The sequence below is a fragment of the Marinobacter sp. Hex_13 genome (assembly GCF_001566815.1).
In the GTDB taxonomy this organism is placed as follows: domain Bacteria; phylum Pseudomonadota; class Gammaproteobacteria; order Pseudomonadales; family Oleiphilaceae; genus Marinobacter; species Marinobacter salarius.
Map to the genome: position 1 here is coordinate 57805 of NZ_LSMM01000026.1, position 8388 is coordinate 66192.

Here is an 8388-nt window from a genome sequence, read left to right on the forward strand (position 1 = left end):
GTTTTTTACCAGCCCCCGTATGATTTTCACTGCCCACTGGCAGTGGGTAATACCGAGATATCCGCCACCCGCAGGAACAGGTTACGCAGCAGGTTGAGCATGGCCAGGCGGTTGTTGCGCACGGCCTCGTCGTCAGCCATCACCATGACTTCATCAAAGAAGTTATCCACCGGCTCCCGCAGGCTGGCGAGAGAGCTCAAGGCCGTCGCGTAATCGCCTTTTTCAAACAGTGGCAATGCCTTGTCGGCTTGCTGGCGAATTTGGTCGGCCAGCGTTATTTCCGCCTTGTCCTGCAACAACTCACTGTCGATGCTTTCACCAATGCTGTCGCCACCCTGCTTGGTAAGGATGTTGGACACCCGTTTGTTGGCGCCGGCCAGGGCCAGGGCTTCCGGTAGCTGGCGGAAGGCTTCCACGGCTTTCACCCGGCGGTCAAAGTCCAGCGGGCGTGTTGGACGGCGGGCGTGCACGGCGAGGTAGACTTCGGCACTGATGCCCTGCTCTTCATAATGCGCACGGAACCGCTCGAGCATATAGTCCACCACTGTGTTGGCCACATTCGGTTCGGTGATGCTGTTGTGTTCCTCTACCGCCCACTCGCACAGGGTTTGCAGGTCCAGTGGCAGCTCCCGCTCGATGATGATGCGCAATACGCCCAGTGAGGCTCGACGCAGCCCGAACGGGTCACGGGTACCGGACGGTGGCTGGTTAATGCCGAACAGCCCCACCAGGGAATCGATGCGGTCGGCAATGGCCACGGCGCAGCCCGTCAGTGTTGCGGGCAGGTCGTCACCGGCAAAGCGGGGCATGTACTGCTCGTTCAGTGCGCTGGCCACGTCTTCGTTCTCGCCGTCGTTGGCGGCGTAGTACTGGCCCATGATGCCCTGCAGGTCAGTGAATTCCAGCACCATCTCGGTGACCAGGTCGGTCTTGGCGAGCATGGCGGCGCGCTCAGCCAGAACGGGATCGCTGCCAATGGCGTCGGCGATCTTCTTCGCCAGTGCGGCCACCCGCACGGACTTGTCGTAAATGCTGCCCAGCTTGTCCTGGAACACGATCGGCTTGAGTTGGTCGATGCGGTCTTCCAGCCGGGTCTTGCGGTCAGTGTCATAGAAGAAAGCCGCATCGGACAGGCGTGGGCGGATAACCTTCTCATTGCCGGAAACGACCTGTTTTGGGTCCTTGCTTTCCAGGTTGGCAACGGTGATGAACAGCGGAAGCATCCGGCCGTCGGCGGAAACCACGTGAAAGTACTTCTGGTGTTCCTTCATGGAGGAAATCAGTGCCTCGGCGGGAACTTCCAGGAAGCGTTCCTCGAAACGGCCCATGAGTGGCACGGGCCACTCGTTGAGGGCGGTGACTTCGTCCAGCAGGTCTTCATCGATAACCGCCTGGCCGCCCGCTTCCTTCCTGGCAATGGCGGTGACGCCGTCGCGGATCTGCTCGCGGCGTTCGGCGAAGTCAGCGATCACATACCCTTCCTGGCGCAGCACCACTTCGTAGTCGCCGGGCGTGGGCACGATCAATGATTTCGGGCAGTGGAAACGGTGACCGCGGGTTTTGTTACCCGGAGTCAGCCCCATGATCGGGGTGTCAATCACCTTGTTGCCGAACAGTAGGATGGACCAGTGCACCGGACGCACGAACTCGGTTCTGTGCGCGCCCCAGCGCATGCGTTTTGGAATCGGCAGTGCGGCCAGGGACTGGTCTACCAGTTCCGGCATCAGTTCAACGGTGGGGCGGCCTTTCTCGATGGTGCGATAGACCACCCAGGCGCCCTTGTCGGTTTCCATCGTATCAAGCTGGTCCGGTGTCACGCCCAGGGAGGTGGCGAAGCCGGTCAGTGCCCGGGTGGGGTTGCCGGAATCGTCGAACGCAGCTTTCACGGCCGGGCCGCGTTTTTCCACCGGTTTGTCCGGCTGAGCGTCTTCCAGGTCCCGTACCCTGACGGCAAGCCGGCGTGGTGCAGCAAAGGCTTCCACCTTGCCGAACCGAATACCCGCCTCTTCCAGGCCATTGGTAATGCCACGGGTAAACGCGTCCGACAGTGGCTTGAGGGCCTTGGGAGGCAGCTCTTCAGTGCCCAGTTCGACCAGAAAATCCTGTTTTGCCATGATTATGCGTTCCCCTGTTCCTGCTGAGCTTTTTTCGCTTTCTTACCCTTCTTGCCGTTCGCCTTTTCGGCGGCGGCCTCGGTCGCTGCCAGTACCTCTTTGCGCAGGGCATCCGGTGCCAGCGGGAAGCCAAGCTTGCGGCGGCTGTCGAAATACGCCTGGGCAACGGCCCGGGCCAGGGTGCGAACCCGCAGGATAAAACGTTGACGCTCGGTCACGGAGATGGCGTGGCGGGCGTCAAGCAGATTGAAAGTGTGTGAAGCCTTGAGCACCTGCTCATAGGCGGGCAATGCCAGGCCGGCTTCGATCAGGCGCGCGCTCTCGCGTTCGTGCACATCGAAGCTGTGAAACAGGAACTCGGTGTCGGCGTGCTCGAAGTTGTAGGTGGACATCTCCACCTCCTGCTGATGGAACACGTCGCCGTAGGTGACCACACCATCCGGGCCTTCGGTCCAGACCAGGTCGTAGACGCTGTCCACGCCCTGCAGGTACATGGCAATGCGCTCAAGCCCGTAGGTGAGCTCGCCGGTGACCGGATAGCATTCCAGGCCACCCACCTGCTGGAAGTAGGTGAACTGGGTTACTTCCATGCCGTTCAGCCAGATTTCCCAACCCAGGCCCCAGGCGCCGAGGGTGGGTGATTCCCAGTTGTCCTCAACAAAACGGATATCGTGGACCAGTGGGTCCAGCCCAAGAGCCTTCAGGGAATCCAGGTACAGTTCCTGAATGTTGTCCGGGGACGGTTTCAGCACCACCTGGAACTGGTAGTAGTGTTGCAGGCGGTTGGGGTTCTCCCCGTAGCGGCCATCGGTGGGGCGGCGGCTGGGCTGAACGTAGGCGGCGTTCCAGGTTTCCGGACCGATGGAGCGCAGGAAGGTGGCCGGGTGGAAGGTGCCGGCACCCACTTCCATGTCCAGGGGCTGGAGGACCACGCAGCCGTGCTGCGCCCAGAAGTTCTGCAGGGCGAGGATCAGGCCCTGGAAGGTTTTGATGTCCGGCGTGTTTGCGGAAGTTGCCTTGTCTGTCACGACGTTTGCCTGCTGGTCAGTCTGTGTGTGGCGCCCGGGCATCTGGCCGGGGCACTCCGGAAAAAAGGGGCATTATACGCCTGCCAATCGCGTATTTCTAAGTTGGGTTCAGAAGATTGATTTTGCGCTAGAAGAACGTCAGTCCCACCTGGAACAGTTTCTCCACATCCCGTATCCGCGACTTGTCCACCAGAAACAGGATAACGTGGTCATCCGGCTGTACCCGCAGGTGGTCGTGGGCGATGAGGACTTCGCTGTGGCGGACGATGGCGCCGATGGTAGTGCCTTCCGGCAGGTTGATTTCGTCAAGCCGCTTGCCCACTACCCGGGAGGACCGGTGGTCGCCATGGGCGATGGCCTCAATGGCTTCGGCAGCACCCCTACGGAGTGAGTGAACGTTTACTACGTCCCCGCGGCGAATGTGGGTAAGCAGGCTGCCAATGGTGGTTTGCTGGGGCGAAATAGCGACATCAATGTCGCCGCCCTGGATCAGGTCAACGTAGTCCGGGTTGTTGATCAGCGTCAGTACCTTGCGGGCGCCCAGGCGTTTGGCCAGCAGTGACGCCATGATGTTGGCTTCGTCATCGTTGGTGACCGCACAGAAGACATCGGTATTTTCGATGTTCTCTTCCAGCAGAATGTCCTTGTTGGCGGCATTGCCCTCCAGCACCACGGTTTTGCGAAGGTTCTCGGACAGCATTACGCAACGTTCGTGGTCCCGTTCCAGAAGTTTCACCTGGTAGCGGGATTCGAGAGTATGGGCCAGGCGCTGGCCAATGTTACCACCCCCACAGATGAAGATGCGCTTGTAGGGTTTTTCCAGTGGCTGCAACTCGCTCATGACCGAGCGAATATGGTCGGAGGCAGCGATGAAGAAAACCTCGTCGCCGTCTTCGATCACCGTATCCCCCTGAGGCATGATCGCCCGGTCTTTCCTGAAAATGGCGGCGACCCTTGTTTCGATTTTGGGCATATGGCTGCGCAGGTACGACAATTCGTGGCCAACCAGTGGGCCGCCTTCCGTCGCCCGAATGGCGACCAACTGAACAAGCCCCTTGGAAAACTCCAGTACCTGCAGCGCGCCGGGGTATTCGATCAGTCGTGTGATGTGCTTGGTGACCAGGTGCTCCGGGCTGATCAGAACATCGATGGGGAAACCCCGCAGGCTGTCCAGATCCTTTTTCTGATCTCGCTGGTAGAACAGTTCTGGTTTTGCCAGGTAGGCGTTGGCCCTGACCCGGCAGATGGTTGTCGGGGTTTTGTAGAGCAACTTGGAGACCTGGCAGGCCACCATGTTGACCTCGTCACTGTTGGTCACGGCGATGACCATGTCACCATCTTCAGCGCCCGCCTGGCGCAGAACCGTGGGAAAGGAGGCCATGCCCTGGACAGTCCGAATGTCCAGTCGATCCTGAAGCTCCCTCAGGCGGGTACTGTCACTGTCGATCACGGTGATGTCGTTGGCTTCGTTGGCGAGGTTTTCTGCCAGGGTCCCGCCCACCTGGCCGGCACCGAGAATCAGGATTTTCATGGTTCGGGTTTCTCCAGCACAGCGTAGAAAAATCCATCGTGGCTTTCGGGAACAGGCAGCATCTGGCGGCCGGTTTCCATATCGCGCCCCCAAAGGACATCGGGCTCCACCAGGGCAGCGTCGTCCTGCTGCTTCAGGAATCGACGAATTATACGGTGATTCTCCTGCGGAAACACCGAACAGGTGGCATAGACCAGGCGCCCTCCGGGTGCGAGCACTTGCCACATCGACTCCAGCAGACCCAGCTGAATGCTGGCGAGCGGGACAATGTCTGATTCACGGCGCAGCAACTTGATGTCCGGATGGCGGCGAATCACGCCGGTGGCGCTGCAGGGAACGTCCAGCAGGATACGATCGAACGGCTTCCGGTCCCACCACTGGTCAATATCTGCGGCATCGGCCTGTTTCAGTGTCGCCACGAGATCCAGCCGTTCCAGGTTTTCCTGCACCCGTGGCAGTCGATCAGCGGATTCGTCGATAGCGACCACTTCTTCCAGTTGTCCACAGCTTTCAAGGATAGCGCAGGTTTTGCCTCCCGGTGCGGCACAGGCATCCAACACCCGTTGGCCGGGCGCCAGGTCCATCAGGGTGGTGCAGAGCTGGGCTGCTTCATCCTGCACACTGACTGCGCCTTCGGAAAACCAGGGCAGAAGATCCACCGGCACCGGGGCGGCCAATTGGATGCCGTGGGGCGCAAACAGGGTTGCGTTGGCATCGATACCGGCATCGGACAGTAATTGCAGGTAGTCGTCGCGGCTGAAGCGCAGAGCGTTCACCCGCAGGGTCATGGGGGCCTGGGTGTTATTGGCTTCGAGAATAGCCTGCCAGTCGTGAGGCCAGTTATGGCGCAGTTTTTCAAGCATCCAGGGAGGGTGGCTGAAACGACCGATTTCGTCGGCAATGGGCGGCTCCCCTTCCCGCTCCGCAGCCCGAAGAACGCCGTTCACCAGCCCTGTCAGGTGTGGTTTGTCGAGGGCGCGGCAGGCTTCCACGGTTTCATTCAGAATTGCGTAGGTGGCCTGCTGGCTGAAGCGAAGCTGGAACAATGCCACCAGCATCAGGTGGTGGACGACCCGGTCGGATTTGCGCAGCGGTTTTTTCAGGCGCGCCTGTAGCTCGCCATCGAGCCGGTGAAACCAGCGACAGGTGCCGTAGCACAGTGCCTGTAGTGGTGGTCGTTCGTTGTCTGCCACATCACCCATGGCGTGGGGCAGGCATTGGGACAGCGACTGGCCGTTCTCAACGGATTGCAAAACCCGGGCAGCAACCGCCCGCAGTGGCTGGCCCTGCTGGCTCATTCAGTTCAGCTCCTGGCCGGGCATCAGTATGTCCTTGCCGCCGTTGATCAGGTCGTTCACCGATTGTGGCCGCGAGCCGGACAACTGCAAACGGGTGATCCTCAGGGATTCCAGGCCGCAGGCAATGTCGATGCCCTCGCGGTCGCGGCGAATCACCGTGCCGGGATGTTTGTCGCTGGTGTCGTCCAGAATCTCCGCCTGATGAATGCGGATGCGCAGATCGTCCAGGTCGGTGTAGGTGCCCGGCCAGGGATTAAAGGCACGAATCAGCCGGCTGATGGCAGGGGCGTCCCGGGTCCAGTCGATATGCCCTTCTTCCTTGCTGAGTTTACGGGCATAGCAGGCCCGGGCCTCGTCCTGGACTTCGCCCTGCAGCTCGCCTTTCTCAAGCTGTTCCAGCGCCTTGACGATGGCTTCGCCACCCAGGCCAGCCAGACGGTCGTGAAGGCTGCCGCCGGTATCGGCGTCTTCGATTGGGGTAATAGCTTTCAGCAACATTGCGCCGGTGTCGAGGCCAGCGTCCATCTGCATGATGGTAATACCGGTTTCCCGGTCACCCGCGGCGATCGCGCGCTGAATAGGCGCGGCACCGCGCCAGCGAGGCAGCAACGAGGCATGGATGTTCAGGCAGCCGTGACGAGGGAGGTCCAGCACCGCCTGCGGCAGAATTAGTCCGTAGGCAGCGACGATCATCACGTCTGCGTTAAGACCGCGGAGCTGTTCCTGCGCTTCGGGCGATTTCAGGGACTCTGGTTGAAACACGGGAATGCCCGCCTCAACCGCCACCTGTTTGACCGGGCTGGGTGTCAGTTTGCGGCCACGGCCAGCGGGCCGGTCGGGTTGGGAGTAAACGCCAACCACCTGATGATGGGTCGTGAGCAGTGCCTTCAGCGCGGTGGCTGCGAATTCGGGGGTGCCGGCAAAAACAAGTCGCACGGGTATCGCTTCCTGGTCCGTTGAATACGAAAAGACCGGGTTTTCACCCGGTCCCGATTTACGCTGTTTTGGCGGCTTCAGGCGCTTTTCTTGTGAAGCTTTTCCAGTTTCTTGCGAATACGGGTGCGCTTCAGTGAACTCAGGTAGTCCACAAACAGCTTGCCGTTGAGGTGATCCATCTCATGCTGGATACATACCGCCAACAGGCCACGGGCTTCCAGCTCAAAGGGTTTGCCGTCACGGCCAATAGCCCTGATTATGCAGTGTTCGATACGGGAGACGTCCTCGTAGAAACCCGGTACCGACAGGCAGCCTTCCTGCATCTCCTCAAGTTCGCCATCAAGCACTTCCACTTCCGGGTTGATGAATACCCGCGGTTCACTTTTGTCTTCGGACAGATCCATGACGATGATCTGCTTGTGTACATTGACCTGGGTGGCTGCCAGGCCAATGCCGGGCGCATCGTACATGGTCTCGAACATGTCGTCGATCAGCTTGCGGGTCTCGTCTGTTACCTCGTCCACTGGCTTGGCAAGGGTGCGCAAGCGGGGGTCCGGGTATTCGAGAATATCTAGTATCATGGCGCTCGTACTTTTGGTGTCTGATTCTGGCTTTCACCGTTATCTTTTGTAACGGTGTGAATACTGTCTCCGAAATGCGACAGCGTACTGCGCATTTTTCCATCCCGTGACTATTATGATCGGGATGAAAGAGCCGGTTTCAACGGGTTTTTGCCGTTTATGGTGCTATTATCCCTCAACTCGCTCATTGAGTACAAACTGATCAGTTGATAGTCAAAAGCTTTCGACCATAGCGTAGAATTTACTGGAAGAACAAAAGATAACATCACAATTTGCGAGACATCTTCTATAGTAGTGGTATAAAAGGCAGAGTACCGGCTGCATACCAAGAACAGAATCTATCGATTCAAGGCACGCGATCAAGGACTTAAACAATGAGGAAACTGCTGTACGCTCTGGCAGCAAGCATGCTGCTGCTAACCTCCTGGGCCCACGCCGCCCCGGAACTGAGGTCCGATCATCCCGAGCGTTACACTGTCGTGAAGGGTGACACCCTGTGGGATATTTCCGCCCGCTTCCTGAATAACCCCTGGTACTGGCCGGAAATCTGGCACGTGAATCCACAGGTTGCAAACCCACACCTGATCTATCCGGGTGACGAGCTGGCGCTGGTCTATATTGACGGCAAGCCGCGTGTTACCAAGGTTTCCAGTGATCGGGTGGTGAAGCTTTCACCAAAAGTGCGTTCCGAGCCCATCGATACGCCGATTCCCGCGATTCCCCTGGATGCGATCAGCAGTTTCCTGACCGACACACGCATCGTTGACGTTGAGGCACTCAATGGCGCGCCTTACGTGCTGGAAGGCGAGGACGGCCGGATTATTACCGGCGCGGGTGATCGGATTTACGCCCGTGGTGAGAAGCCGGCTGACAATGTGGGCGTCTTCCGCCGCAGCAAGG

Annotated in this window: 7 protein-coding genes; 1 reads left to right on the top strand and 6 read right to left on the bottom strand. The window is 59.3% G+C overall.

Going from position 1 to position 8388, the window contains the following annotated elements:
* Positions 1-26 precede the first annotated feature (26 nt).
* The 6 genes from glyS to def all read right to left on the bottom strand — a co-directional run bounded on the left by glyS (position 27) and on the right by def (position 7488).
* The gene (glyS, locus tag AXW11_RS06025; protein ID WP_091643230.1) at positions 27-2114 is read right to left on the bottom strand and encodes a glycine--tRNA ligase subunit beta; all 2088 of its coding nucleotides are present in this window, start codon (positions 2112-2114) and stop codon (positions 27-29) included.
* Between the two features lie 2 nt (positions 2115-2116).
* On the bottom strand, positions 2117-3142 hold the full coding sequence (glyQ, locus tag AXW11_RS06030) for a glycine--tRNA ligase subunit alpha (protein ID WP_036212087.1): 1026 nt from the start codon (positions 3140-3142) through the stop codon (positions 2117-2119).
* Between the two features lie 127 nt (positions 3143-3269).
* Positions 3270-4673 (bottom strand): Trk system potassium transporter TrkA, encoded by a 1404-nt coding sequence (trkA, locus tag AXW11_RS06035; protein WP_036211787.1) that lies wholly within the window; start codon positions 4671-4673, stop codon positions 3270-3272.
* On the bottom strand, positions 4670-5971 hold the full coding sequence (gene rsmB, locus AXW11_RS06040) for a 16S rRNA (cytosine(967)-C(5))-methyltransferase RsmB (protein WP_091643233.1): 1302 nt from the start codon (positions 5969-5971) through the stop codon (positions 4670-4672). Before rsmB ends, trkA begins: the two co-directional genes overlap by 4 nt.
* Positions 5972-6907, bottom strand: coding sequence for a methionyl-tRNA formyltransferase (fmt, locus tag AXW11_RS06045; RefSeq protein WP_041332726.1), 936 nt, complete (start codon positions 6905-6907; stop codon positions 5972-5974).
* A gap of 77 nt (positions 6908-6984) precedes the next feature.
* Positions 6985-7488 carry a peptide deformylase gene (gene def / locus AXW11_RS06050; RefSeq protein WP_091643235.1) on the bottom strand — a complete coding sequence of 168 codons (504 nt, stop codon included), beginning with the start codon at positions 7486-7488 and terminating at the stop codon, positions 6985-6987.
* Positions 7489-7862: 374 nt separating this feature from the next.
* On the opposite strand from def, the gene AXW11_RS06055 reads away from it, so the two are divergent.
* The coding region (locus AXW11_RS06055; RefSeq protein ID WP_286792008.1) for a LysM peptidoglycan-binding domain-containing protein at positions 7863-8388 on the top strand (526 nt) is incomplete at its 3' end.

Bases quoted from the DNA above. Each gene is read 5' to 3' on its own strand.
- glyS (WP_091643230.1), bottom strand. From the start codon at position 2,114: ATGGCAAAACAGGATTTTCTGGTCGAACTGGGCACTGAAGAGCTGCCT.
- trkA (WP_036211787.1), bottom strand. From the start codon at position 4,673: ATGAAAATCCTGATTCTCGGTGCCGGCCAGGTGGGCGGGACCCTGGCA.
- rsmB (WP_091643233.1), bottom strand. From the start codon at position 5,971: ATGAGCCAGCAGGGCCAGCCACTGCGGGCGGTTGCTGCCCGGGTTTTG.
- def (WP_091643235.1), bottom strand. From the start codon at position 7,488: ATGATACTAGATATTCTCGAATACCCGGACCCCCGCTTGCGCACCCTT.